At 71.9% G+C, this 25,363-nt stretch carries 15 protein-coding genes; 2 read left to right on the forward strand and 13 right to left on the reverse strand.

Annotation, left to right across the window (positions count from 1 at the left end; genetic code table 11):
- Window positions 1-334: 334 nt before the first annotated feature.
- From ACZ3YO_RS22755 to ACZ3YO_RS22815, 13 genes are all read right to left on the reverse strand, one after another.
- Window positions 335-1,153: a LuxR family transcriptional regulator gene (locus tag ACZ3YO_RS22755; protein WP_465572127.1), complete on the reverse strand. Its 819-nt coding sequence runs from the start codon at window positions 1,151-1,153 to the stop codon at window positions 335-337.
- 254 nt (window positions 1,154-1,407) lie between these two features.
- Window positions 1,408-3,384: an ABC1 kinase family protein gene (locus ACZ3YO_RS22760; RefSeq protein ID WP_465572130.1), complete on the reverse strand. Its 1,977-nt coding sequence runs from the start codon at window positions 3,382-3,384 to the stop codon at window positions 1,408-1,410.
- 49 nt (window positions 3,385-3,433) lie between these two features.
- Window positions 3,434-4,678, reverse strand: a complete 1,245-nt coding sequence (locus tag ACZ3YO_RS22765) for a cytochrome P450 family protein (RefSeq protein WP_465572133.1) — start codon at window positions 4,676-4,678, stop codon at window positions 3,434-3,436.
- A 14-nt stretch (window positions 4,679-4,692) separates the two neighbouring features.
- Window positions 4,693-5,193 carry a 3-hydroxyacyl-ACP dehydratase FabZ family protein gene (locus tag ACZ3YO_RS22770; protein ID WP_465572136.1) on the reverse strand — a complete coding sequence of 167 codons (501 nt, stop codon included), beginning with the start codon at window positions 5,191-5,193 and terminating at the stop codon, window positions 4,693-4,695.
- Window positions 5,190-5,597, reverse strand: coding sequence for a 3-hydroxyacyl-ACP dehydratase FabZ family protein (locus ACZ3YO_RS22775; protein WP_465572139.1), 408 nt, complete (start codon window positions 5,595-5,597; stop codon window positions 5,190-5,192). Before ACZ3YO_RS22775 ends, ACZ3YO_RS22770 begins: the two co-directional genes overlap by 4 nt.
- The gene (locus ACZ3YO_RS22780) at window positions 5,594-6,706 is read right to left on the reverse strand and encodes a beta-ketoacyl synthase N-terminal-like domain-containing protein (RefSeq protein WP_465572141.1); all 1,113 of its coding nucleotides are present in this window, start codon (window positions 6,704-6,706) and stop codon (window positions 5,594-5,596) included. The genes ACZ3YO_RS22775 and ACZ3YO_RS22780 overlap by 4 nt, the downstream gene beginning before the upstream one ends.
- The gene (locus ACZ3YO_RS22785) at window positions 6,703-7,710 is read right to left on the reverse strand and encodes a hypothetical protein (protein WP_465572143.1); all 1,008 of its coding nucleotides are present in this window, start codon (window positions 7,708-7,710) and stop codon (window positions 6,703-6,705) included. The genes ACZ3YO_RS22780 and ACZ3YO_RS22785 overlap by 4 nt, the downstream gene beginning before the upstream one ends.
- A 57-nt stretch (window positions 7,711-7,767) precedes the next feature.
- A complete protein-coding gene (locus ACZ3YO_RS22790) occupies window positions 7,768-8,535 on the reverse strand; it encodes an alpha/beta fold hydrolase (protein ID WP_465572146.1) in 768 nt (255 codons plus the stop codon).
- On the reverse strand, window positions 8,532-9,443 hold the full coding sequence (locus ACZ3YO_RS22795) for a beta-ketoacyl synthase N-terminal-like domain-containing protein (RefSeq protein WP_465572148.1): 912 nt from the start codon (window positions 9,441-9,443) through the stop codon (window positions 8,532-8,534). Before ACZ3YO_RS22795 ends, ACZ3YO_RS22790 begins: the two co-directional genes overlap by 4 nt.
- A complete protein-coding gene (locus tag ACZ3YO_RS22800) occupies window positions 9,440-10,567 on the reverse strand; it encodes a beta-ketoacyl-[acyl-carrier-protein] synthase family protein (RefSeq protein ID WP_465572150.1) in 1,128 nt (375 codons plus the stop codon). Before ACZ3YO_RS22800 ends, ACZ3YO_RS22795 begins: the two co-directional genes overlap by 4 nt.
- On the reverse strand, window positions 10,564-11,838 hold the full coding sequence (locus tag ACZ3YO_RS22805) for a beta-ketoacyl-[acyl-carrier-protein] synthase family protein (protein ID WP_465572153.1): 1,275 nt from the start codon (window positions 11,836-11,838) through the stop codon (window positions 10,564-10,566). Before ACZ3YO_RS22805 ends, ACZ3YO_RS22800 begins: the two co-directional genes overlap by 4 nt.
- Window positions 11,839-11,910: 72 nt before the next feature.
- Window positions 11,911-13,101, reverse strand: coding sequence for a tryptophan 2,3-dioxygenase (locus ACZ3YO_RS22810; RefSeq protein WP_465572156.1), 1,191 nt, complete (start codon window positions 13,099-13,101; stop codon window positions 11,911-11,913).
- Window positions 13,098-14,096 carry a methyltransferase gene (locus ACZ3YO_RS22815; RefSeq protein WP_465572159.1) on the reverse strand — a complete coding sequence of 333 codons (999 nt, stop codon included), beginning with the start codon at window positions 14,094-14,096 and terminating at the stop codon, window positions 13,098-13,100. The genes ACZ3YO_RS22810 and ACZ3YO_RS22815 overlap by 4 nt, the downstream gene beginning before the upstream one ends.
- A gap of 588 nt (window positions 14,097-14,684) precedes the next feature.
- On the opposite strand from ACZ3YO_RS22815, the gene ACZ3YO_RS22820 reads away from it, so the two are divergent.
- Together ACZ3YO_RS22820 and ddaH are read left to right on the forward strand one after the other, a co-directional pair.
- Window positions 14,685-24,185 carry an amino acid adenylation domain-containing protein gene (locus ACZ3YO_RS22820; protein WP_465572162.1) on the forward strand — a complete coding sequence of 3,167 codons (9,501 nt, stop codon included), beginning with the start codon at window positions 14,685-14,687 and terminating at the stop codon, window positions 24,183-24,185.
- Between the two features lie 98 nt (window positions 24,186-24,283).
- Window positions 24,284-25,114, forward strand: coding sequence for a dimethylargininase (gene ddaH / locus ACZ3YO_RS22825; protein WP_465572165.1), 831 nt, complete (start codon window positions 24,284-24,286; stop codon window positions 25,112-25,114).
- Window positions 25,115-25,363: the final 249 nt, after the last annotated feature.

Here is a 25,363-nt window from a genome sequence, read left to right on the forward strand (position 1 = left end):
GTATGCCCCCTGTCGTGCGCGGAGCCGGTCCCGCCGGGGGTGCGGGGCCGGCTCCGACGCCGTTCCGCGGACCGGTCGACGCGGTTTCGAGCTGAAACGCGCGCCCGTCGGCCGCGGGCCACCGACAGTCCGCCCGGGGAGACGACTGCCGGAGTTCTCAGGAACCTCCCGGTCACCCGGGCCATGGTTCATCGATCGGATTTTCCGAAATCTTCGACGACAATTGTCGATTCGCCGCCGGCCCCGTTCGGCTGGTTCCGAACCATTTCTATCCGGCGATGCCGATCAACGCAATGGCGGGTTCAGGAAGTTGCCAGTGCGGCCCCCGCCGCTTTCAGGCGATCCGCCGACTCGGCCGCGATTCCTGTTCCGCGGGCAGCAATCCGAGCTCGGCGGCGCGCGCCCCGGCCTGGAAGCGGGAATTCACCCCCAGCATCTCCATGATCTCGGCGACGTAGCGCCGATAGGTGCGGACCGACACTGTCAGCTCCCGGGCCGCTGCCTCGTCCGTCATTCCGGCGTTCAGGCAACCCAGCACGCGCACCGCGAAGTCGGCCCGGGGCCAACTGCCGAAGCCCTCCTGGTCGCGAACCGGTACGGCGCTGCGCCAGACGCCGGCGAAGAGGATTCGCAGGGAGTTCAGGACGGAGGCGTCCCGCACCACCGCCGCCCGCCGGCTTCCGCCGATCGGATCGGCCAGCAGGGCGACCTGACGATCCACCATGATCGCCTCCATGCGGGGCAGCCGGGCCGTCCGCACCTCCACCGGGTGTCCGGCGTCGAGCTGGGCGAGAGCGAACTCACGGTCCAGACCCTCCTGCCCGCACAGCAGCCGGACCTGGACGGTGGCGCCACGCGCGGACAACAGCGCTTCCAGCGAGCGGTAGACCACCGCGGCCCGCGCCTGGTCCGAGGAGAGCACCACCTCGATTCCCCGCCCGGCCCGGCCGATCAGGCGCGTCACCTCCGCCGACAGCTGGTCCTCACCGGATCGCAGCACGGTGACGGTCGATCCCTGCGAGACCCAGTCGCGATGCCTGACCATCGTGTCGGCGAGCAGGGCCTGCACTTCCAGCAGCCCCTTCTCGATCTCATCCCTCGGACGATCCCGTACTCCCGGGCGGAGATCGACCGTCGCCGACGACTTCATCATTCCAACCCCCATGACGTGTGAGCCCGTTCATCGCCATGGAACAGCGCGGAAGCCCGACGGCCCTATGGGGCTGGCAGCAAGTTGCGCTGGCCGGGCCGCGAGCGTGCCGGCACGCCGGGAGAGCTGACGGTGAGTGCCGGTCCCCATACCGGAGGTAGCCGGCGGGGTGGTCCGCCCTCAGGTCTGCTGACCAGTTCCGGTCATGACGCGACCTCATCGCAGCGGCGGGCCCTCCGCCCGGACGCCGGCTGCCGTCATTGCCTGCGCACCATGCCGAACAGCACCCGGATCATCAGGACCGCGCTGACCAAGAGGAGGTTGTATCCGATGACCTGGAAGAGGCTGACGGAGCGCACGATCATCGGCCCGCCCGCGGTTCCGAGCAGGAGCACCGCCATCACGCCGGTGGTGGCGCCCAGAACGGTGAGGATGGCCTCGCTCAGCAGCTCGCGGACGAAGCCGCGGTCGTGCTGGTGACCCAGCAGCCGGACGTTGACGCCCAGGCGACCCTGCTCCAGCGCTCCGGTGATCCGGTTCAGCCGACGTGGCAGCTGGCGGAGCATCGGCAGTACCGCCAGCAGCTCCTCCATCGCCGACTGGGCCAGTGCAGCGGGTGCGATCTTCTCCGTGAGGTGCGTCCTGGCGAAGCCCTTGGTCGCGCCCAGGAGGTCGAAGGACGGATCGAACCGGGGAAGCGTGCCCTCCAGAGTCGCCAGAGCCCGGAAAGCGGCCGCGACGTTGGGCGGAATGGTGATCCGGTGCTCGGCGACCAGACGGAACAGGTCGCCGAAGGAGGCGAGATCCAGAGGCAGGCCCGGGCTGAAATGACGTGCCAGGAAGTCGCCGAGCGAGCGTTCCAGCTTCGGCTCGTCGATGGTCTCCGGATCGTTGACCAGCCCCACGAGCACGTCACACAGCGCCGCCGCATCGCCCTTGTTGACCGCGAGGAGCATGTCGCGCAGTCTGGCCTGGAGCAGGGAGTCGATCCGGCCCACGGATCCGAAGTCCAGCAGCGCGATCCGGCCGTCGCGCAGCAGCAGGATGTTGCCCGGGTGCGGATCGGCGTGGAAGATCCCGCCGACCATGATCTGCCGCAGCACGCAGTCCAGCACCGCGTTGGCGGCGGCGGCGGGGTCCATCAGGCTCGCGACCTGCTCCGGCGTCACGGAGCCGAGGGCGACGCCGTCCATCCACTCGACGACCAGGACCTTCTCGGTGCTCAGCTCCTGGTACACGGACGGGATCACCACCTCGGGTCCCACCGGGGCCGCGGATCGACCCGCCGTCTCGGCGGTGGCCGCCGCGATGGCCGCGATGTTGCGTGCCTCGATCCGGAAGTCGAGCTCCTCCAGCACGGACTGGGCGAACCCCTGGGCAAGTGCGTGAACACCGGTGGAACGCCCCCACTTGGTGCGTTCCTCCAGCTTTCGCGCGGCACTGCAGAGGATGTCCAGATCACGTTCGACCACGGGCCGGCACCCCGGGCGGCGGACCTTGACCACCACCTGTTGTCCGGAGCGCAGCCGCGCCCGGTGGACCTGCGCGATCGAACCGGCCGCGAGCGGCCGGGGGTCGAACTCGGCGAAGACCTCGTCGGTGGGGCCGCCGAGCTCCTCCTCCAGTTGTGCGGCCACCTGCTCCCAGAGGGCGGGCGCCGCCTGGTGCTGGAGCCGGCTCAATTGGATGATGAACTGCGGCGGCAACAGGTCGTAGCGCACCGACATCAGCTGGCCGAGCTTGACGAAGGTGACGCCGCCCTCCTCCAGGGCCAGACGCAGCGAGCGGGCGAGCTCGGGGTGGCCGTAGGGGCCGACGGCACGGGCCCGGTCCGCACTGCGCAGCAGGCGGGTGAGACCGTGCCGCCGGGCTATCGCGCTGAGCTGCGAGTAGCGCCGGGTCCGTACCCAGCGTCGACGCAGCGCCTGGGGCAGACGCAGTGCCGACCAGGAGCCGGTCGGCAGGAGGAGCTCGGAGAGCGCGAGGAAGGCCACCGCGGCGAACAGGCCGGCACCGACCTCGACGGTGAGGAGCACGGACAGGCCCACCGACCGGTTCGCGTTGCTCAGGGCCGAGCCGAGTACGGAGGCCGCGGCGACCCCGGCCGAACCGGTCAGGGCCGCCCTGATGAGGCCGATCCGCACGCCGAGCAGCCGGCGGGCACCGATCGCAAGGCCGCCGACCGCGATGATCACGCTGATCGCCCCGAAGAGGATGAGCGAGGCGGTCTTCATCGCTGGTGTGCTGTGGTGGTGGCCTTGGTCCCGCGCGGTTGAAGATCTGTCATCCCACTCCCCTGGACGTCGCGTCGTCGGCGGACCACCGAACCGGCAGAGTCTCCAGCGGGCGAGTCACCACGTTCTGCTGGTACCGCAGTTCGCTCGGGTCCACGGCGAGCCGCACGTTCGGGAAGCGCTCGAAGACCCGGCGGGTGCCGACCTCAGTGATCACCTTAGCCAGATGCGCGCCCGAGCAGTAGTGGATTCCGAAACCGAAGGACAGGTGGGCGGGCTTCTCCCGGTCCAAGTCCAACCCGTTGGGATGGTCGGGGGTCTGACGTTCGTCCCGGTTGGCCGAGATGACCGAGATGATCACGATCTCGCCTGCCGGGATGGTGGTCCCGCCGATCGTCACCGGCTCGGTGGTGGCGCGCTGCAGGGTGTTCCCGATCGGGCTGACGTAGCGGATGAGCTCGTCCATCGCGGTGCCCCAGGAGCCCGGCTCCGCCAGCAGCCGGTCGCGTTCCTCAGGGTGCGTCAGGAAGGTGCCCAGGACGCCGCCGACCAGGCTGGCGGTGGTGTCGTTGCCGCCGGTCATCAGGGCGAAGGAGGTGGAGAGGATCTCCGTGCTGGTCAACCGCTTGTCGGGATCGGCATGGATCAGGGCGGAGATCAGGTCGTCGCCGGGTTCCTTCTCCTTCCGTGCGATCAGCGCGCTCAGGTAGGTGGAGAGTTCCCTGGTCGTGCGCTCCATCTCGCCGCCGAGCGGATCTGCCGCCCGTAGCGAGTTGGACCAGCGCAGGAAGTCGGGCCAGGAGTCGGCGGGCACGCCCATCAGAGCGGCGATGGCGATCACCGGGAGCGGATCGGCGTAGCCGCTGATCAGGTCGGGCTCGGCCTGATCAGCGAGCCTGTCCAGCAGCTCGTCGGCCATGGCCTCGACCTTGGGACGCATCTCCTCGGCCCGGCGGGGGGTGAAGGCGAAGCTGATCGCGCGGCGCAGCGGGGTGTGCCGGGGCGGTTCGAGGTTGGCCAGGTGGTTGGAGGTCTCCGGCGGGGGCATCACTCGCTGCCCGGTCCGCTCCGCGATCAGCCGGTAGTGGTAGTGGATGTCGCGGCTGAGCCGGGAGTCGGCCAGCGCTTCCTTGGCCTCCTCGTAACGGGTGATCACCCAGGCCCGGCCGGCGCCGGGCAGCGGCACCTCACAGACCGGGCCCTGGGAGCGGATGTACTCCAGGATCGGAAACGGGTCCTGGGTGAACTCGTTGGTGAACATCCAGTACTTGGAAGGCTTGGGTATCACGGTCATGTGTCTCTCCTCGGTCAGGCCGGCGGCGCGGCGGTTTCGGGGCGCAGCAGTGCCGCCGGCCGGAAGGCCATCACCATGCGCTCCACCGACATCACCAGCCGGCCGGCACAGCGGCTCTCGCCCTCGAAGACCACCGAGTCGTCGAGCATCCGGTCGACCCGGACCAGGTGCTCGATCACGTCACCGGGGTGGGCGTGGCTGTGGAAGCGGGCATCGGCGACACTGCCGAACAGCATGACCTGGCCGCGGGCGTCGGGCCGGCAGGCGGCGGCCAGCACGCCGGCAGCCTGTCCCCAGGACTCGATCAGCAGCGGCAGCGGGTAGGCCGGGTCCTGGCCCGGGGCCAGCCCGGCGTACCAGGGCTCGTTGTAGGTGACGGCCTTGGTCGCCGTGATCCGCTCCCCCGGTACCAGTTCCACCACCCGGTCCACCAGGAGCATCGGGTAGCGGTGCGGCAGCAGGTCGACGACCGCGGGGGCCGGTGTGCTGCCCGGCGTCGGCTCGGTGACGGTCATCGTGCTCCTCCGTCCGTGCCGGCGAAGCGCAGGCGCAGGGAGGCCGCGGGCCCGTTCCCGGTGGCGGCGGCGGCCCGGCATTGCCAGCCGTCCTCGGTGCGGCGCCAGGTGAGGTCGATGGTGAGGGTGTCGCCGGGGTAGACCGCGCCGCTGAAACGGGCGGAGTCCACCGCGATCAGTTCGACCGGTTCGGGGGCCGTGGCGCGGGCGCCCTGGTGGGCGCATTCGAGGATGCAGACGCCGGGGAAGATCGGGAAGTCCGGGTAGTGGCCGGCGAAGGCCGGCTCGTCGGGGGTGATCACGATCCGCACCCCGGACCGCCCGTCGGTCAGCGGGGACACCACCTCGATCGGCCCGGCCACCGGGCTGATCGGCGGGTGCGTGACGGGCGCGGCGGTGGTCATGCCGCCCCCAGGCGCAGCACCGCGCAGGCCATGGCGCCGTCGCGGTCCACCGACGTCAGCACGACGGGCCGGCCCGCGGCGGTCGGCTGGTCGACGGCGGCGGACAGCAGGATGGCGATCTGGAACACACCGGTGGCGGCGGAGACGTCGCCCAGGACACCGACTGCGGGAACCCTGGTCAGGGTCTCGTCGGCCTGGTCGCCGAGCACCGCGCGCAGCGCCGCGACCTCGGTCCGGCCGGCCGTGCCGGGGGCGTCGCTGGAGACGGCGGCCCAGACCTCGTGGGGTGCCACGCCAGAGGCGTCCAGGGCGGAGCGGACGCAGGCGGCCAGCAGCTCCTGGTCGTCCACGCGGGCCGCGACGCGGGAGCGTACTGCGAGCACCTCGGCGAGCGCGCGGCGCCCGGGGCTCACCGCGTCCGAGGGCTGGATCAGCAGCATCGCGCTGCCCTCGCCGATACCGGTCTCGGGGGCCTCTGCGCCACGGCTGTGGTGCTCGATCCAGTAGCGGGCTGCGGAGAACTCCTCCACCGCACCGCACAGGACGGAGTCGGCGCGGCCGGAGGCGAGCAGCCGGGTCGCGTAGTTCACGGCGGCCAGGCTCGCGGTCCGGCCGCCCGCCACCGTGGTGTTGGGGCCGCGCAGCCCGTGCCAGATCGCGCTCTGGCCGGCCGCGCAGTTCATCACCGCGTTCGGCATCAGCGCCGGGTCGACCTCGAAGGGGCGGGCGCCCTCCAGCGAGCTGCGGGTGAAGTCCATCATGCTGGCGACGCTGCCGGTGGTCGTGCCCAGCACCAGCGCGGCCCGGTCGCCGGTCTCGCGCTGCGGGTCGGCGTCCGGCTGGCCCAGGAGCCCGCGGACCGCCGAGATCGCCAGGCCGGTGACCCGGTCCATCGAGCGGGTGCCCTTCTTGCCGAGGAGCTCGCGGACCTCGAAGCCCGGCACCAGGTGGGCGTTGCCCTCGGGCACCTGCCAGCGGGTGGTGTCCAGGGCCGCGGCGGTGGAGCGGCCCGAGCGCAGCCCCTCGGAGAATGCCCCGGCGTCCAGGCCGTACGGCGAGACCGCCGACCAGCCCGTGATCACCGGCCGGATCGCAGTGGAGGCGCTCACGCGTTCACCTTCTTCGGGGTGGAGAGGGCGGCGACGGTCGCCTCGTCCAGGGTGGCCATCCGCCAGGAGTTGGGCTCGAACTCGTGCAGGTAGCCGTGGGTGATGCGGCCGGTGGCCGTGTGGACAAGTTCCCCGCCGCGGACCACGTAGGTGTCCATCCGCGCGGTGTAGAGCAGCTCCTTCACGACGTCCTCGATGGTGTAGACGGTGTGGAGCTCCTCCTCCATCAGGGTCTCGTCCAGCAGCCGGATCTCGGACTGGGTGACCACCGGGATCCAACGCCGGGTGTCCAGCACGTGCTTGATCGGCAGACCGCGGTCGGCCAGGAAGAGGTCCTCGGTCTCCTCCATCACGCGCAGGAAGCCGGACATCTGCAGACGCTCGTTGAAGTGGCAGTAGAAGTAGGGCACCCGCCAGCGCCAGCCGAAGGCGTTGTCCTCACCGATCAGCCGGGCCAGGACCGGGTCGGCGCCGACGGTGCCGCGGCCCTCGGAGAGGCTGCCGTACGGGCGGGGCGTGACACCGAGCTCCAGGCGCGCCCCGGTGCCCAGACGCGGCACCGCGAAGGGGTGGACCGCCTCCGGGTAGGGGCCGGAGGCCGTGACGTGGTCGTCGATGCGCAGCGCGACCTTGACAGTGGAGGTCGCGGACTTCACGGACTTGCCGTCGCGCTGGACGAACTGACTGACCTTGAAGGCGAGTTCGGTCGCGCCCGGCTTGGTGACGGGCACCACCTCGGCGGTCACCTCGTCGTCCAGGTCCAGCAGTTCGATCAGGCGGGACTTCAGTTCGACGATCTCGAAGCCGAGTCCGAACTCCTTGTACAGCCTCCCGACCGGCAGGCCCGCCTCGCGGAAGTGGTGCAGCACGGCGGCTTCGGACACGTAGTTGATGTGCTTGAAGCCGAGAGCGTGGCTGATGTTGTTGCCTTCGAAACCTGGGCGGATCCGTGCGGTACTGGGAGCGCTCAGCTTGTCCGCGGCGGGATCCCGGACGTCGGCCATCGCCGTCTCCTTCGTGGTGAGAGTTCGATTCGGGTCGGTGAGGTCGGTTGGGGCCGGTCAGACCGGGCTCGGGGCATCGCCCGCGAGGCCGGACCGGATCGGGCTGCGGTCGAGGAACGCCTGAACCAGGTCGGTGAACTGACCGGGTCGTTCCAGCATCGGGAAGTGGCCGACGCCGCGCAGCAGGATGCTCTCGGCCCGCGGCAGCCGCTCCGTGAGCTGGTGGACGTCGGAGGCGGGCGCGCTGGTGTCCAGCTCGGTACCGACCACCAGGCACGGGGTGCTGATCAGGTGCACCGGCAGGGTGGGGGTGCGCAGGTACGCCTCGTAGAAGCGCAGCCAGCCGTACGGGCCGATCCACACGCAGAGCTTGCGGATGATGTCGGCCTGCAGGCCCGGCTCGATCGGCCGCGCTCCGCTCTGCAGGCGGATCCCCTCGCTGACCGTCTGCGGGAAGTTGCCGACCATGGGCACGATGTCGTCCCAGTGGAAGTCCTCCGCGCACTGCCGGTAGAAGGGGTTCACCAGCACCACGCCGGCCAGCCGCACCGGGTCGCCGGCCGCCTCCCGGCGGCAGAGCAGTTCGAGCAGCGGGAGGGTGGCGAAGGAGTGTGCGACGACCACGTCGGCCCCGCCGTCGACCGCGGCGAGGGCCTGCTCGACGTGGCGGGCCGAATCGGTCTCGTGCCGCCAGCCGGCGATTCCGTCGCCGCTCCAGGGCATGTGCGGGGCGTGGATGCCAAGCCCCGGGCGCCAGTGGGGGGTTGCGGCGGCCCACAGGCCGGCGTTGTTGCCGAGCCCGTGCAGCAGCAGCAGTCGGCTCATCGGCGTTCCCCGGGAGCGTGGAGCGCCAGGCCGGTGGCGGCCGGTGCCGAGGGGCCGCCGAGCAGCGCGAGGACCGGCTCGCGGCGGCCGGAGTCGACCCAGCCGACGGCTGCCGCCACCTGGAGCACGCCGAGCGCACCCGAGCACTCGCCCCAGCCGCCGAGGTCGATCCGCACGACGGCGTCCGTCCCGGGCAGCGGGTCGGCGGCGATCACGGCGGCGGGCCCGGGCACGGCCTCGGTCAGCCGGCTCGCGCAGTTGTGCAGGTCGGCGGCCCGGACCAGGGGGCCGAGCAGCGCCCGCGCCGGGGCGCCGGCCGCGGCACGGCCCAGGACCACCCCGGCGCCCCCGTCGACCACTCGGCCGTCGACCAGCGCCCGGGTGACCGGGTTGTCCGGCTCCACGCCGATGACCAGCACGTGGTCGGCCCGGCCGGAGCGCAGCAGCAGGGTGGCCCAGCGCAGCGCGTCCAGGCCGGAGGTGACACCGTTGCAGAGGGTCAGGTTGGGGCCGCGCAGGCCGTACCTGATCGCGATCTCGGAGGCGACGATGTTGCTGGAGGCGTTCGGGGTGTCCATCGGGCTGAGCCCGCTGGTGCTCTCCTTGGCGATCGTCTCGACGGCGCGGCAGACCGTGTCCGCGTTGCCCAGGTTGGTGCTGACCACGACCCCGATCCGGTCGCCGGCGGCAGCCGGGCCCGTCCCGTCGAGCAGGCCGGCGTCGGTCAGCGCGGCCTGGGCCAGGCACAGGCCGAGCTGGGTGGCGCGGTCCTTGTAGCGCAGCCCCTTACGCCCGATCAGGGCGGCCGGGTCGACCGGGTCGGCGTCGGGCGTGGGCGCCGCCAGCAGCGCACGGGGGTCGGTGAGGCCGGGCAGGAGCACGCTCAGCCCGGTGACGGCCACGGTCATGCGGCACCTCCCACGATCGCGACGGCGTTGACGCCGCCGAAGCCGAAGCCGTTGACCTGGGCGAGCCCGACCGGTGCGGTCAGCGGCGCGCCACTCACCAGCCGCAGGCCGGCGGCCTCCGGCAGGGGGTCCGCCAGGCCCGCCATGGGCGGGATCCGGCCACTCTCGATCGCCGACAGGGCGACCACCAGGCTCAGCAGGGCGGCCGAGCCGGAGGTGTGGCCGGTCAGCCCCTTGATCCCGGTCATGGCCGGGGCAGTGCCGGCGAAGACCTCGCTGAGCACATCGGCCTCGGTGCGGTCGTTGAGCAGCGTGCCGGTGGCGTGCAGCAGCACCAGGTCGAGGTCCTGCGGCCCGATGCCGGCCGCCGCGTGGGCCTGCCGGACCGAGGCGCCCACCCCGACCGGGTCGGGCGCGGTGGTGTGGTAAGCGTCGCAGTTGACCGCCACCGAGTGCAGCAGGCCGCGGACGGGCCGGTCCCGGCCGGGACGGCTGCTCAGCACCACGGCGGCGGCCCCCTCGCCCAGGATGGTGCCCTGGCGGGCGTTGTCGAACGGGCGGACCGCGGTCGGCGGGGTCAGCTGAATCCGGTCGGCCTGGCCGAACATGGACTCGGTGACGACGTCGCAGCCGGCCACGACCACGGTGTCCGTGTCCCCCTGGGCCAGCAGGTCCCAGCCGAGCGCGAGCGCGTACAGCGAGGCCGAGCAGGCGTTGGCGAAGGTGTGGGTGTCCGTCGCGCCGAACTCACGGTGCAGCGCGGGGCCGAAGTCGAGCTCGTCGGCGCTGAACGGAACGCCGTCGCGCCACCACAGTTCCAGCGAGCGAAGTTCGCGCAGCCCGGTGCCGACCAGGACCGGCGTGTCGCCGAGGTCCTCGGGCAGACCGGCGTCGCGCAGGGCCTGCCGGACGGCCTGGACCAGCAGCCGGGTGGCGCGGTGGGATTCGTCGCCACCCGCCGGACGGTCGTCGATCTCGAACAGCTGCTGCGCCTTGTAGCGGGAGCGGTCGAAGCCGCCGAGCGGCCCGAGGCCGCTGCGGCCGTCGCACAGCGCCTCGAAGATCTCCTTCGGGTCGCCGCCGATGCTCGCCACGGCGCCGACTCCGGTGATCGGATAGCTCATGCCGTGCTGCCCGCCCGGTCGTCACGGCGCTCGGGCTCGTACTTGCCGAGCACGACGATCGCGTTGTTCCCGCCGAATGCCAGGCCGTTGTTCTGGACGACCCGCAGGTCCGCGTCGACCGCCTGGTTGGGCACGCAGTCGATGTCGCACTCCGGGTCGGTCTCGGTGTGGTTGATGGTCGGCGGGATGAAGCCGTGGGTGATGGCGAGGCCGCAGGCGATCGCCCCCAAGGCGCTGGCGGCGCCCATGGTGTGACCGAGCATCGACTTGAGCGAGATGGTGCGCGGCGTGGTGTCGCCGAAGACCTTCCGGATCGCGCCGGCCTCGGTGATGTCGTTCGCCTTGGTGCCGGTGCCGTGGGCGGAGATCAGGTCCACCTCGTCCGGCTTGACGCCGGCGTTGCGCAACGCGATCTCCATGCATTCGGCGACGCTGTCGCCGTTCGGTGCCACCTGGTGGTAAGCGTCGCAGTTGAGGCCGTAGCCGAGCACCTCGGCGTAGATCCGGGCGCCTCGGGCCAGGGCGGACTCCAGGCTCTCCAGCACCAGGACGCCGGCGCCCTCGCCGGTCAGGATGCCCTTGCGGTTGACGTCGAAGGGCTGGCAGCACTCGGGGGCGATGGTGCCCAGCCGGTAGAAGCCGGTGAAGGTCTTGCGGCACATCGCGTCGGCGCCGCCGCAGAGGGCGTACTGGACCTCGCCGTTGCGCACCGCGTCGAAGCCGTAGCCGATCGCGTAGTTGCCGGCGGAGCAGGCCGTCGCGATGGTCATCGCCTCGACGTCGGTCAGCTCCAGTTCCTGGGCGATGGCGGTGGACAGCCGGATCGCCGAGGTCCTGCGGACGACCTCGGGGTCCATCCGATCGGGGCCGTCGGCGAGCTCGGCGGCGACCAGTTGGTCCAGCTCGTAGGACTCGCCGTCGGTGGTACCCACCGAGATCAGTCCGCGCCGGGCGGCCAGCCACTCGGAGTCCAGCCCGGCGTCCGCCAGGGCCATCCGCGCCGCCCCGACCGCGAACCGGCTCGCCCGGCCCAGGGCCGACACGGGGGTACGGGTGATCCACTGCTCAGGGACGAACTCGGTCACCTCGCAGCCGTTGCCGTGGGCGAAGCCCTCCACATCGAACACCGAGATCGGGCTCACTCCGCTGCGGCCCGCCCGCAGGCTCTCGGTGAACTCGGCCGCACCGATTCCGATACTGGACACGACACCGAATCCGGTGAGCACCACACGGCATATTCCCGGTGCGGAACGGGGGGGTACTGAGGACACGTCTCTCCTCCGACTCAATGGAAATGACGGGCCCGGCCGCCAGCGCGGGCCCGAAGGGGAATTCCCGTCACCTCAGTAGGAGAGGAAACCGGACAGCAGGGGAAGGCCGGCATATGGGTCGGTCCCGACCAGGCAGACGTCCTTCTTCATGAATTTCTTGACATAACCCGCACCCTCGGTGTCCCCGGACCCCTTGGTCCCGACCGGCAGATAGGTCCGGGCGAACCGGTAGTGACTGCCCCGCCACTTCGCCATGGTGCGGTCCAGTTGCCGCCATCCGGCCGTCAGCATTTCGTTCTCGGTCTCCACGGCGGCGGCCGAAAGCGAGCGGTGGGCCTGGACGTCCGGCTCGTTGAAAACGCCGAGGTGATCGATCCCCGCGAAGACCTCGGCCTTGCGCGGGTCGAATCCGAACAGTGCGATCTCCATCGCGTGGTAATTCATCGATTGCACCGCGCTGGCCTGCCCGGTCGCCTCCCGGAACGTCATGAACGCCTCGGGGGTCAGCGTCGTCAGCACCTCGAAGATCCCGCTGACAAGTTCGGCGCACTCGTTGGCCTGGGCCAGCCGGAAGGCCGACCTGGCGGGGAAGGTCTCCATGCTGGCGGCGACCTCTGTGGCTAGCCTGCGGAGCACGAAGAACACCATCTCGGAGGCCTGCACCGAGCGGAGGAAGATGTACTCCTCGTGCTTGTCCGAGCGGCGGAAGCGGCTGCACTCCACCAGCAGCGCGAGCCGGCGTCCGAGGACCGGGTCGGCCGCCACGTGGCGCAGCCGGTCGCCTACGCTCACGCCCGCCACCGGGTCCAGCGGAACGGCGCGGACCCTGGCGAGGAAACCGGTCAGGAGCTCGATCCGCGCGACGACGTGCTCCGGCCGGGCGCCCTCGTCCCAGGCCACCCGCTCCACCTCGAGCAGATCCGTCAGGGTCTCGTGGAGGGCTAGCAGGGCGCCGTCGACCGGGTCGTCCGGGAAGCGGTCCAGGAACCAGCTGTACACGTGCATGCAGGTGTAACGGTAGTAGTCCGGGATGGGCAGCTCGGTGCTGAACGGGCGGGTGAGCAGCCTGGTCGTCTCGGCGTCCTCGGAGTTCCCGTCCGACAGCGCTTCGGCGTGCACCGCGGCCAGGTAGTCCCGGTCGGTCTGCTCCAGAAAGCTGCGTCCGCGCTCCCGCTGGAGGCGGGTCAGGACCTGCTGCCGTTCGGTCAGCAGGTCCTCGTGGGTCGACAGGATGCCGACCGGCGCTGCGGTCGGTGCGGTCACGACTTCCTCCCGATCACCAGGTGTTTGTCCCAGCTGGAGCGGTGCACGGAGCAGTCGACGAAGCCCGCCTTCTCGAGTAGCGCGATGTACTCCGCGCCGGTCCGGTGCCGCCCCTGGGTCTCCACGTGCATGGACAGGTTCATCACCGCGGTCGGCAGCGGTCCGCCCTGCTCGTCGAAGAGGCGTTCCAGCACCAGGACCCGGCCTCCGGGAGCACAGGCGCGGTATGCCTTCTCCAGGAGCCCGAGGCAGGTCCCGTCCTCCCAGTCGGAAAGGATGTAGCCGAAGGACAGGCAGTCGGCGGCCGGCAGCTCGTCCTGGAAGAAGTCGCCCGGAACGAATTCGAGCCGGTCAGTCAGGCCCCGGTCGCGGCACACCCGGTCCAGGTGGGGCGCGACCTGGGGCAGGTCGAAGACGGCGGCCCGGAGGCCGGAGTGCTTCGCCAGGGCTGCCACCGCGAACGCACCGCTCGCACCGCCGACGTCCACGAGCCGGCGGACGTCGGCGAGTTCCGCCAGTCCCACAAGCTCCTTGGAGGGCTCGTAGCTCAGCTGCCACATGGCCTCCAGGAATGTCGCGGTGGACTCCTCGTCCCGGTAGATGCCGTCGAAGACCGCGGGGCGTCCCGCGTCCGCGGCCGCCTTGCCGCGCTTGAGGTAGTCGTCGAGCAGCGACAGCTGGCCGGCCGTGTTGGCCACCAGGTGGCGGACGAACCCGCCCAGGTAGCGGGAGCTCGTCGGGTCCACGTAGGGCACCGCCTCGGGGGCCACCCGGTAGGTTCCTCCGGGGCCGCGGTCCAGCACGGAGGCCGCAGCCAGCACCAGCAGGAGACGCTCGGTGGTGTCCGCGTCGATTCCCCGCGCCCGGGCGATGCTCTCGGCGTCGGCCGAGGTCTGCTCGACCAGGTGGGAGAAGACACCGTGCCTGATGGCCAGGTCCAGGGCGTGCGTCGAGAACAATCCGAAAACAGCATTGTCGAGGCTGCTTGGGCTCATCGATTCCCCTTCATACGGGAGTTATCGGATCAGGCTGGCCGGTGGCATTTCCCGCCCGGCCGAGCTACACGCGCCGCCGGATCGGGGTCGGGCGGCCGCAGGAACTCCACGATTCACCGTTTCACCGACCATAGCCCCGGCCCTCATCGGTCTCCGGATCCGCTGCAACAACCTGCCAGCAGGACGGGTGCCCGGATGATCCGTCAATGCAGCTTGATGCAGTGCCGGTTGTCGGCCCACGGGGGCTCGCTCAGGATGGCCGTTGCGCACGGACAGGACGGCAGGCAGGGCTGCCTCGATTTCATCAACGTCAGCCGGACCGGCAGGCGGGCGCAAGGCCTGATCGAGGCCATGCGCTCCTGATCCGCCGCAGGGCCCGAATCGGCGCGAACCACAGAACTAGGAGTGCCGCTGTGAACCGCGCAGTGGGGGTCCTGCCGGACTGCATGATGCCGGCGGCCCTCACCGTGGCGGAGTCCATCCCCCTGACCGCGCGGGGCTGAGCCAGCCACCACCCGGGCGAGGTAGCGGCGTCGTGAGAGCCCTCATGGCTTGCCGGAGCACTGACTCTGATGGAGAGAACTGGTTGTGTCTGATCGACAGGACGGCTCGCTGCCGCTGACGCCCGCCCAGACCGGCGTCTGGTTCGCACAGCAACTGAACCCGCAGAACACGGTCTTCAACCTCGGCGAATACCTGGACATCAGTGGTCCGGTCGACGGGGACCTGCTGGAGACCGCACTGCGGCAGGTGGTCGGCGAGGCGCAGACGCTTCGGGTGCGGTTCGCCCAGGTCGACGGCGCACCGGTCCAGCGGGTGGTGCCGGAGGACGAGGTCGACGTGTCACTGCAGCACGTCGACGTCAGCCGGGAGGCCGACCCGCGGGCCGCCGCACTCAGCCGGATGGCCGAGGAGCTCGGCAGGCCGGTGGACCCGCTGCGCGACCCGCTCTTCCACTTCGCCCTCTTCAGGATCGCGGAGGACCGGTACTTCTGGTTCTACCGCTACCACCACCTGCTGGCGGACGGCTTCACCGTCGTACTGCTCGGCCAGCGCGTGCCCGAGGTGTACTCGGCGCTGGTCCGCGGACTGCCCGTCCCGGAGAGTCCGTTCGCCCCGCTCGGCGAGCTGATCGCGGAGAACGCGGCCTACCGAGGCTCCGAACGACAGGACCGTGACCGGGAGTTCTGGCTGGCACGGATGGCGGACTGCCCTGATCCGGTGAGCCTGTCCGGACGGCAGCCCGGCGCCGCCCTGGACCCGATCCACCGCACGGCCCGGCTCACCACCCAGGAATCCGACGCGCTGCGTTCGCTGGGCCGTGAAGCCGGCGTGTCCTGGCCGCCGGTCCTGGCCGCGGTCGTCGCCGCATACCTCCGGCAGCTGACCGGCGAGGACGACGTGGTCCTGGGCTTCCCCGTCTCCAACCGGCAGAGTGCGCTGGCCCGTACCACCCCGGGCATGGTGTCCAACGTGCTTCCGCTGCGACTGGCGGTCCAGCCGGACATGACCGTCTCCGAGCTGCTCGTCCAGACCTCGCGCGAGATGCGAGCGCTCACCAAGCACCAGCGCTACCCGTACGAGGACCTGCGCCAGGACCTCGGGCTGTTCACCGACGGACGGCGGATGGTCGGGTCGAACGTCAACATCGCGATGGTGGAGTCCGAACTCTCCTTCGGCGACCACACCGCCCGCCCGTGCACCCTGTCGACCGGGCCGACCGACGACCTGTCGTTCCTGGTCTACCAGCGCAATGTCGGCGAAGGCCTGCAGATCGACTGTGACGCGAACCCGGAACTCTACGAGACGGAGGACCTCGCCGCGTACCACGAGGGCTTCCTGGAGTACCTGCGCGGGCTCGCCACGGCCCACCCGGACCAGCGGCTGGACACCATTCCGGTGCCGGCCCGGGCCCGGCAGGCCCGGGAGCGGGCCCTGGCCGCACTCACCGCGGCCCCGGCCGCGGACGGAGGGCCGGCCCCGACGGCGCCCGCGGACGACGTCGACGTCGCCCGCCGTGCGCCCCGCACGCCGCAGGAGGAGATCCTCTGCCGCCTCTTCGCCGAGGCGCTGGAGGTGGACGAGGTCGGGGTCGATGACAACTTCTTCTTCCTGGGCGGGCGTTCACTCCAGGTGACCCGGCTGGCGAGCCGGATCCGATCGGTCCTGCGGGCCGAACTGGGGCTGCGCACCGTCTTCGAGAACGCGACCGTCGCGGCGCTGGCCGAGCACCTGGGCGGCGCGGCCGGAGCGAGGCGGCCGCTGCGGGCCGCCGAGCGCCCGGAGCACCTCCCGCTCTCCCCCGCCCAGAACCGGCTCTGGTTCCTCAACCAGCTGCAGCACGACGGCGCGGTCTACAACGACGGCGTGGCGATCCGGCTGACCGGCCACCTGGACACCGCGGCGCTGCGCGACGCCCTGGGCGACGTGGTGGCCCGGCACGAGAGCCTGCGCACCGTGCTTCCCGCGGAGGACGGCCGGCCGCGACAGCTGGTCCTGGACCCCGCGGCAGCCCGGCCCGCGCTGCCGGAGATCCCGGTCGGCCCGGACGGACTCGCCGCCGCCCTCGCCGAGGGCGGCCGGCAGGGATTCGACCTCGTCGCCGAAATCCCGCTCCGCGCACGGCTTTTCCGACTGTCCGAACAGGAGCACGTCTTCCAGCTGGTGATCCACCACATCGCCTGTGACGGGTGGTCCGTGGCACCCTTCACCCGGGATCTCGCCGCCGCCTACGCGGCTCGGTGCGCGGGGACCGCCCCGCAGTGGCAACCGCTCCCGGTCCAGTACGCCGACTACGTGCTGTGGCAGCGGGAGGTGCTGGGGGACGCCGCCGACCCGGGGAGCGAACTGGCGCGACAACTGCGGTACTGGCAGGCCGCACTCGACGGGCTGCCCGAGGAAATCGCCCTTCCCACTGACCGCCCGCGGCCCACGACGCCCAGCTACCGGGGTGGCCGGGTGCCGTTCAGCCTCCCCTCCCGGACCCACGACCGGCTCCGCGCCCTGGCGGCCGAGAACCACGCCAGCATGTTCATGGTCGCGCAGGCCGGGCTGGCGGCCCTGCTGAGCGGGATGGGCGCGGGCGCCGACATCCCGATCGGCAGCGTCATCGCGGGGCGCACCGACGAGGCACTGCACGACCTCGTGGGCTTCTTCGTCAACTCGGTGGTGCTGCGGACCGACGTGTCGGGCCACCCGACCTTCCGTCAACTGCTGGCCCGGGTACGGGAGACGAACCTCGCCGCCTATGCCAACCAGGACCTCCCGTTCGAGCAACTGGTCGAGGACCTCAACCCGGTACGGTCGCTGGCCCGCCACCCGCTGTTCCAGGTCGCGCTGGACGTGCAGGACAACGCGCGTCCGGCCCTGGCCCTGCCGGGGCTTACGGCCGAGCCCGAGATGCTGGACACCGGGACCGCCAAGTTCGACCTGATGCTGCGGCTCAGCGAGCAGGAGGGCGTGGACGGCGCGCCCGCCGGCATCCGGGGCAGCCTCGACTACGCCACCGACCTCTTCGACGAGACGACCGTCCAGGACCTCGTCACGCGGCTGGTCCGGATCCTGGAGGCGGTCGCGGCCGAGCCGGACGCGCCGGTGGACTCGGTGGAGACGCTGTCTCCCGCCGAGCGGCGCACGCTGCTGGTGGAGTGGAACGACACCGGGCTGGCGCTGCCACGCGCGACCGTCGCCGAACTCTTCCGGGCTCGGGTGGCCGAGGCCCCCGACAACACCGCGGTGGTCTTCGGCGAGCTGTCTCTGTCGTACCGGGAGCTCGACGAGCGGGCCGAGCGCCTGGCTCGGGTGCTGCGCGGGTTCGGGGCCGGCCCGGAGCGGATCGTCGCTGCGATGCTGCCCCGGTCGGTGGACCTGATCGTGTCCTTCCTGGCCGTGCAGAAGGCGGGTGCGGTCTATCTGCCGGTCGACCCCGACTATCCGGCGGACCGGATCTCCTACATCCTCGGCGACGCCCGGCCGGTGCTGGTCCTGACCAGCACGGAGGCCGAGACCGCGATACCGGACGCGATCGCCGGCGGGCCGTCCCGGCTGCTCCTGGACCGGCTCCCGGCCGGCGACGGAGACGGCGACCAGACGGTGCCGCCGCCGAGCCGACAGGTCTCCGAGGCCGCCTACGTGATCTACACCTCGGGCTCCACCGGACGGCCCAAGGGCGTGGTGGTCACCCACGCCGGAGTAGCCGGCCTGGTGGCCGCCCAGCGGGAGCGATTCGACATCCACCCCGACAGCCGCATCCTGCAGTTCGCCTCACCGAGCTTCGACGCCTCCATCTCGGAGATCTGCACCGCCGTCCTGACCGGTGCAACGCTCGTCCTGGCCACCTCCGGCGAGCTGGCCGCCGGTCTGCCCCTGTCCACCCTGCTAGCCGGGCAGCGGGTGACGCACGCGACCCTGCCACCCGTCCTGCTCGCGGCCCTGGACACCGACGCGCTGCCGCCCCGGATGACCCTGGTGACCGCGGGTGAGGCGTGCCCGGCCGATCTGGTCACGCGATGGGCACCGGGCCGTCGGATGATCAACGCCTACGGTCCGACCGAGTCCACCGTCTGCACCACCATGAGCTCGCCCCTCGCCCCGGGCACCGGGGTTCCGCCCATCGGCCGGCCGATCGCCAACATCCGCGTCTACGTCCTCGACGACGCGCTGCGCCCGGTCCCCGCCGGGGTGCCCGGCGAGCTCTACATCGCCGGCGGTGGCCTGGCGCGCGGTTATCTGCACCAGCCCGGTCTCACCGCCGAGCGGTTCGTCGCCTGCCCGTTCAGTGAGGCCGGCGAGCGGATGTACCGCTCCGGCGACCTGGTCCGCTGGAACCGGGAAGGCGAACTGGAGTACCTCAACCGCGTCGACGACCAGGTGAAGATCCGGGGCTTCCGGATCGAGCTCGGGGAGATCGAGGCCGCCGTCGCCCGCAGCGAGCGGGTCGCCCGCGCGGTTGTGGTCGTCCGGGAGGACCGTCCGGGCGACAATCGGCTGGTCGCCTACGTGGTGCCGACCCCCGGTGGCGAGCCGGACCCGGCCGGGATCAGGGCCGCGGTGGCCGCGACCCTGCCCGACTACATGGTTCCGGCAGCCGTCGTGGTGCTCGACGCCATCCCGACGACAGCCAACGGCAAGCTGGACCGCAGGGCGCTGCCGGCACCGGACCTCGGCGCGGGGGCGGCGGAGCGGACCGCGCGCACTCCCCAGGAGGAGCTGCTGTGCGGGCTCTTCGCCGAGGTGCTGGGCCTCACCCGGGTCGGCATCGACCGGAGCTTCTTCGATCTCGGCGGGCACTCGCTGCTGGCGACGCGGCTGGTGAGCCGGATCCGCTCGGAGCTCGGTGCCGAGCTCACGGTGGCGGACGTCTTCACCGCGCCGTCCGTCGCCGCGCTGGCTCAGCGGCTCGCCGGCGCGGGAACAGCGCGCCGGGCCCTGACCGTCATGCCGAGGCCCGCACACATCCCGCTGTCGCCCGCGCAGCAGCGGCTCTGGTTCGTCAACCGCTTCCAGGAGGCGGGCGGCAACTACAACACCGGCCTCTCGCTGAGCCTGTCCGGGCCGGTGGAGCAGGCCGCCCTGCGGGCCGCGTTGGGCGACGTGCTCGCCCGGCACGAGAGCCTGCGCACGGTCTTCCCCGATGTGGACGGGCAGCCGAGCCAGCTGGTCCTGAGCCCGGAACAGGCCGGTGTCGAGCTGACGGTCGCCCAGGTCACCGAGGTGGAACTGGACGCCGCCCTGTCCCGGGCGGCTTCCGGCGGCTACGACCTGGCCGTCGATCCCCCGCTGCGGGCCTGGCTGTTCCAGCTCGCCCCGGAGGAGTCCGTCCTGCTGCTGGTGGTGCACCACATCGCCGGTGACGGCTGGTCGATGGCCCCGCTGTCGCGTGACCTCTCCGTCGCCTACCGGGCCCGCCGTGCGGGTACGGCGCCGGACTGGGAGCCGCTGCCGGTCCAGTACGCGGACTACACGCTGTGGCAGCGCGAGGCGCTGGGCGACCGGAACGACCCCGGCAGCCTGCTGGCCGGCCAGCTGGACCACTGGCGCAAGGCCCTCGCAGAGCTGCCGGAGGAGCTGGCGCTCCCCACCGACCGGCCGCGCCCGGGGCAGCTCAGCTACCGCGGCGAGATCGTCGGGGTCCGGATCGGCCCCGATCTGCACCTCGCGGTCACCCGGCTCGCCCGGGAGACCGGCAGCAGCGTGTTCATGGTCATGCAGGCCGCGGTCGCGGCGCTGCTGGGCAAGCTGGGCGCCGGCGAGGACATCCCGATCGGCAGCGTGATCGCCGGGCGCACCGACGAGGCGCTCGACGACCTGATCGGGTTCTTCGTCAACACCCTGGTGCTGCGCACCGACCTCTCGGGGAACCCGAGCTTCCGGCAGCTGGTCGAACGGGTCAGGGAGACCGACCTGGCCGCGTACTCCCACCAGGACCTGCCGTTCGAGCAGCTGGTCGACGAGCTCAACCCCGCCCGGTCCCGGGCCCGGCATCCGCTCTTCCAGGTGATGCTGACGATGCAGAACACCCCCCAGGGGCGGCTCGACCTGGACGAAGTCTCGGTGCGTCCACGGCCGTTGGAGATCGACACGGCGAAGTTCGACCTGTCGTTCCAGCTCGGCGAGGTCTTCGACCCGCAGGACGCGCCCGCCGGGATCGAGGGCGGGATCGAGTTCGCCAAGGACCTGTTCGACCGTGGCACGGTCGAGCAGCTGGCCCGCCGTCTGGAGCGGGTGCTAGAGGTGGTGACCGCCCACCCGGACCGGCCCCTGGGGACCGTCGACGTCCTGGACCCGGCCGAGCGCGAGCGGATCCTGACCGAGTGGAACACCAGCGGCCGCGACGCGCCGAACGGCACGCTGACCGAGCTGTTCGAGGCCCGGACGGCGAGCACCCCCGAGGCGATCGCGGTGGTGTGCGGGAAGACGGCTCTCTCCTACGCGGAGGTCAACGCCCGGGCCAACCGGCTGGCGCGGTTCCTGGTCGCGCGGGGGGCGGGGCCCGATCGGCTGGTGGGTCTGGCCCTGCCCCGTTCGGAGCAGCTGGTCGTCGCCCTGCTCGCGGTGCTGAAGTCGGGCGCGGGCTACCTGCCGGTGGACCCGGACTACCCGGCCGAGCGGATCACGTACATGTTCCGGGAGGCGCAGCCGGCGGTGGTGCTGTCCACCGCCGAGGCCGCCGCGTCCCTGGGTCCGGTGCTGACGGCGGACGTGCCCCTGCTGGTGCTGGGATCGGCCGACGTGAACCTGACGGGGCTCGCGGACGGTGATCTGACGGACGACGAGCGCGGTGGCGGGCTGACGCCGGACAACCTCGCGTACGTGATGTACACCTCGGGGTCGACCGGAACGCCGAAGGGCGTGGTCATCACGCACGCCGACGTCGTGGCGCTGGCGACGGACAGCCGGTACTCCGAGGGCCACGAGGCCGTGCTGCTGCACTCCGCACAGGCGTTCGACGCCTCGACCTACGAGCTGTGGGTGCCGCTGCTCTCCGGCGGCCGGGTCGTGGTCGCGCCGACGGGTGACCTGACCACGGTGACGCTCCGGGAGACCATCGGCCGTCACGGGGTTCGCGCAGTGTGGTTGACGGCCGCGTTGTTCCGGCTGTTCGCCGAGGAGGACCCCGCTTGCCTGAGCGGCCTGCGCGAGGTGTGGACCGGCGGCGACGTCGTCCCCGCCGAGGCCGTGCGCAGGGTGCTCGACGCCTGCCCGGACCTGGTCGTCGTGGACGGTTACGGCCCCACGGAGACCACCACCTTCGCCACCTCCTTCCGGATGGAGTCGCCGCAGCGGGTCCCGCAGTCGGTGCCGATCGGTCGCCCGATGGACTCGATGCGCCTGCGCGTGCTCGACAGCGCGCTGCGCCTGGTCCCCGCGGGTGTCCCGGGCGAGTTGTACGTCGCAGGTGTGGGCCTCGCCCGCGGGTACCTGCGCCGGCCGGACCTCACGGCGGACCGGTTCGTCGCCGACCCGTTCGGCGGCCCGGGCGAGCGGATGTACCGCACCGGTGACCTGGTGCGCTGGACCGCCGACGGACAGATCCAGTTCATGGGACGCGCCGACGAACAGGTCAAGATCCGCGGTTTCCGGGTCGAGCTCGGCGAGATCGAGGCCGCCGTCGGCGGCCATGCCGGGGTCGCCCAGGTTGCGGTCGTCGTCCGTGAGGACCAGCCGGGGGTGAAGCGCCTGGTGGCCTACCTGGTCGCCGCGGCGGACGGCGTCGACGTCGACGAGGTCCGGGCGCAGGTGGCGGGTTCGCTGCCGGACCACATGGTGCCGGCGGCGTTCGTGACGCTGGACGGGCTGCCGCTCACGGCCAACGGCAAGCTCGACCGCCGGGCCCTGCCCGCGCCCGACTTCAACGGCACGGCCGGCGGGCGCGCTCCGCGGACCCCCCGGGAGGAACTGATCTGCGCGCTGTTCGCCGACGTCCTCGGGCTGGACCGGATCGGCATCGACGACAACTTCTTCGCCCTCGGCGGCGACAGCATCATGTCGATCCAGCTGGTCAGCCGGGCGCACAAGGCCGGCCTGCTGCTGCGGACCGGTGACGTGTTCCAGCACCAGACCGTCGCGGCCTTGGCCCGGGTCGCGGAGGCGGTGTCCCGCAGGGCCGAGGAGGACCCGGACGCAGGCATCGGCCCGGTGCCGTTGACACCGGTCATGCACTGGCTGCGGGAGGCCGACGGGCCGGTCGACGGGTTCAACCAGGCTCTGCTGGTGCAGTCCCCGGCGGACTGCACGTCCGAACGGCTGGAGCGGGCGCTCCAGGCGTTGCTGGACCGCCATGACGCCCTGCGGATGCGGCTCACCCGGGGCTCCGACGGCGCCTGGGCGCTGGAGGCGCCGCCACGGGAGAGCGTCCGCGCCGAGGACCTCCTGCGCCGGGTCGACCTGGTCGGCGCGGACATCCCCGGCGAGGCGCGGGCCGCCCAGCGACGCCTGGCCCCGGAGGCCGGCACGATGCTCCAGGCCGTCTGGTTCGACGCCGGGCCCGGCACGGCCGGGCGGTTGCTGCTCATGCTCCACCACCTGGTGGTCGACGGCGTCTCCTGGCGGATCCTGCTGGAGGAGCTGGCCCAGCAGTACGCGGCCGACGGCCGGGAGACGGACCACGGCCCGGTGGGGACCTCCTTCCGTCGCTGGGCCGAGCACCTCGTCACGGCCGCACAGGAGCCCCGGCGGCTGGCGGAACTCCCGCTGTGGACCGGCATCCTCGACGCACCACAGCCCGCCCTGGGCTCGCGGGAGCTCGACCCCCGGCGCGACACCCTCGCGACCTCGCGGCAGCTCACGCTCACCCTGCCGGCCGAGCAGACCGAGCCGCTGCTGACCGCCGTGCCTGCCGCCTTCCACGCGGGCGTCAACGACGTCCTGCTGACGGCGTTCGCCCTCGCCGTCCTCGACTGGCAGGGCCGGCAGGCGTCCGGGCAGGGCGTCCTGCTGGACCTCGAAGGCCACGGCCGGGAGGAGATCGCCGAGGAGCTCGACATCTCACGGACGGTCGGCTGGTTCACCAGCCTCTACCCCGTGCGACTCGATCCCCGGGTCGGCGCCGCGGACTGGCCGGACGTCTGGGCGGGCGGCCCCGCTCTCGGCCGCGCCCTCAAGGAGGTCAAGGAGCAGCTGCGCGCCGTCCCGGACCACGGTCTGGGCTACGGGCTGCTGCGCTACCTCAACGAGCACACCGGCCCCGCGCTCGCGGCCCTGCCGTCGCCCCGGCTCGGGTTCAACTACCTCGGCCGGATCGACGCGGCCGAGGGCGACCGGGGCGCCGCGGACTGGACCGCGTTCTCGGGCACCGATCTGGGCAGCGGTTTCGACCCCGAGATGCCCTTCCGGCACGCCCTGGACCTCAACGCGGTGGTCCAGGACCACGCGGACGGCCCACGGCTGGTGGCCGTGTGGTCCTGGCCTCGGGAGCTGTTCGGGGAGGAGGAGGTACGCGCCCTGGCCGAGGCCTGGTTCCGCGCCCTGACCGCGCTCGTCGACCACGGGGCCGGCCCGGCCGCCGGCGGCTACACGCCCTCCGACCTCCCGTTGGTCAACCTCAACCAGCAGGATCTCGACCTGCTGCAGGAGGAATGGGGCTTCTGAGCCGAACGCCGGGAGCCAGGCGGCTCCGTTTCCACAAGTCGGTGCCCCGGCGCGTGCGGTCGAGCCGCGCCGGGGCGCCTCAACCCCGAGGAGTCCCGATGAGACAACGGGCAGAGATTCGCCGACCGCGTCCCCGCCACTACCTGATGTGCCGCCCGAGCTACTTCGAGGTGACGTACTCGATCAACCCGTGGATGGACCCCGACAAGCCGGTGGACGTGGAGCTCGCCGTCCTCCAGTGGGAGCGACTGCGCGCCCTCTACACGGAGTTGGGGCACCAGGTCGAGCTGATCGAGCCGGTGCCGGGCCTGCCGGACATGGTCTACGCCGCCAACGGCGCGACGGTGGTGGACGGCAAGGTCCTCGGGGCCCGCTTCCGCAACGCGGAGCGGAGCGCCGAGGGCCCCGCCTACCTGGACTGGTTCCGGGCCCGGGGCTACCAGGAGACCCACAGTCCGATCCATGTGAACGAGGGCGAGGGCGACTTCCTTCTCGCCGGTACGTACGTGCTGGCGGGCCGGGGCTTCCGCAGCGTTTCCGACGCCCATGCCGAAGCGCAGGAGTTCTTCGGCCGGCCGGTGGTCGGTCTGGAACTCGTCGACCCGCGCTTCTACCACCTCGACACCGCGCTCTGCGTGCTGGACGAGGACGAGATCATGTACTACCCGGACGCCTTCTCTCCGGGCAGTCAGGCGGTGCTGCGACAGCTCTTCCCGGACGCCCTCCTGGTGGGTGAGGCCGACGCCGAGGCGTTCGGCCTCAACGCGGTCAGCGACGGCCTCCACGTCATCCTGCCCGAAGCGGCGGCCGGCCTGGCGGCACAGCTGCGCGAGCGAGGCTTCCAGCCGATCGGGATGGACCTGTCCGAGCTGCTCAAGGGCGGTGGCAGTGTGAAGTGCTGCACGCTCGTACTCCGCGGCCAGAACTGACCACCACCGTGCCTCCCGTCCGGGGGACTTGGATCATCCGCTGGGTCCGCTCCGAGTCCCCCGGACATCACGAGACAATGGAACAGAGTCCGTTCCGCAAGAACCAGAGCCGGGCAGTTGGGGGAATCCCCCGTCGAACTCCCCCTGAGAGCAGTGGGGGGGGGGGGCCGGCCGGGGGGGGGGGGGGGGGGCGCCCCCCCCCCGGGGGGGGGGGGGCCGCCGCCCCGCCCCGCCGCCCCCCCCCCCCCG

The sequence above is a fragment of the Kitasatospora sp. NPDC022785 genome, from assembly GCF_055561295.1.